Annotated in this window: 1 pseudogene; it reads left to right on the forward strand. The window is 61.8% G+C overall.

Annotated elements, in window-relative coordinates:
* Window positions 1-340, forward strand: a pseudogene (locus EE949_RS09095) (hypothetical protein); the annotation flags it as partial.

A 340-nucleotide genomic window follows, 5' to 3' on the forward strand; every position in this document is an offset into this window, starting at 1 on the left:
CCCTACGTTGGTCTTCCTGCCAATCCTGCTGGCCACCAGCGCCTCGACGATTGTGGGGCTGCTGTCGGTTGCATTCATGCAGCGTCTGCGGCTGTGGGACCCGGTGGTGCTGGCCTATCTGATTCCCGGCGCGCTGCTGCTCGGCGGTTTCATGGCCTTTCTGGCGACCCTGTCGGCGGCTGCACTGGCGGGTCTGTCGTCCATTCTCGGTAACCTCACGCTGTTTGGCCTGATCATGATGTTCCTGATCGTCGGTTCACTGCGCAAGGTGCAGGTGTACGAGGCGTTTGTCGAAGGTGCGAAGGAAGGCTTCGACGTCGCCAAGAGCCTGCTGCCCTAT

Origin of the sequence: Pseudomonas viridiflava (assembly GCF_900602065.1) — a bacterium.
In the GTDB taxonomy this organism is placed as follows: domain Bacteria; phylum Pseudomonadota; class Gammaproteobacteria; order Pseudomonadales; family Pseudomonadaceae; genus Aquipseudomonas.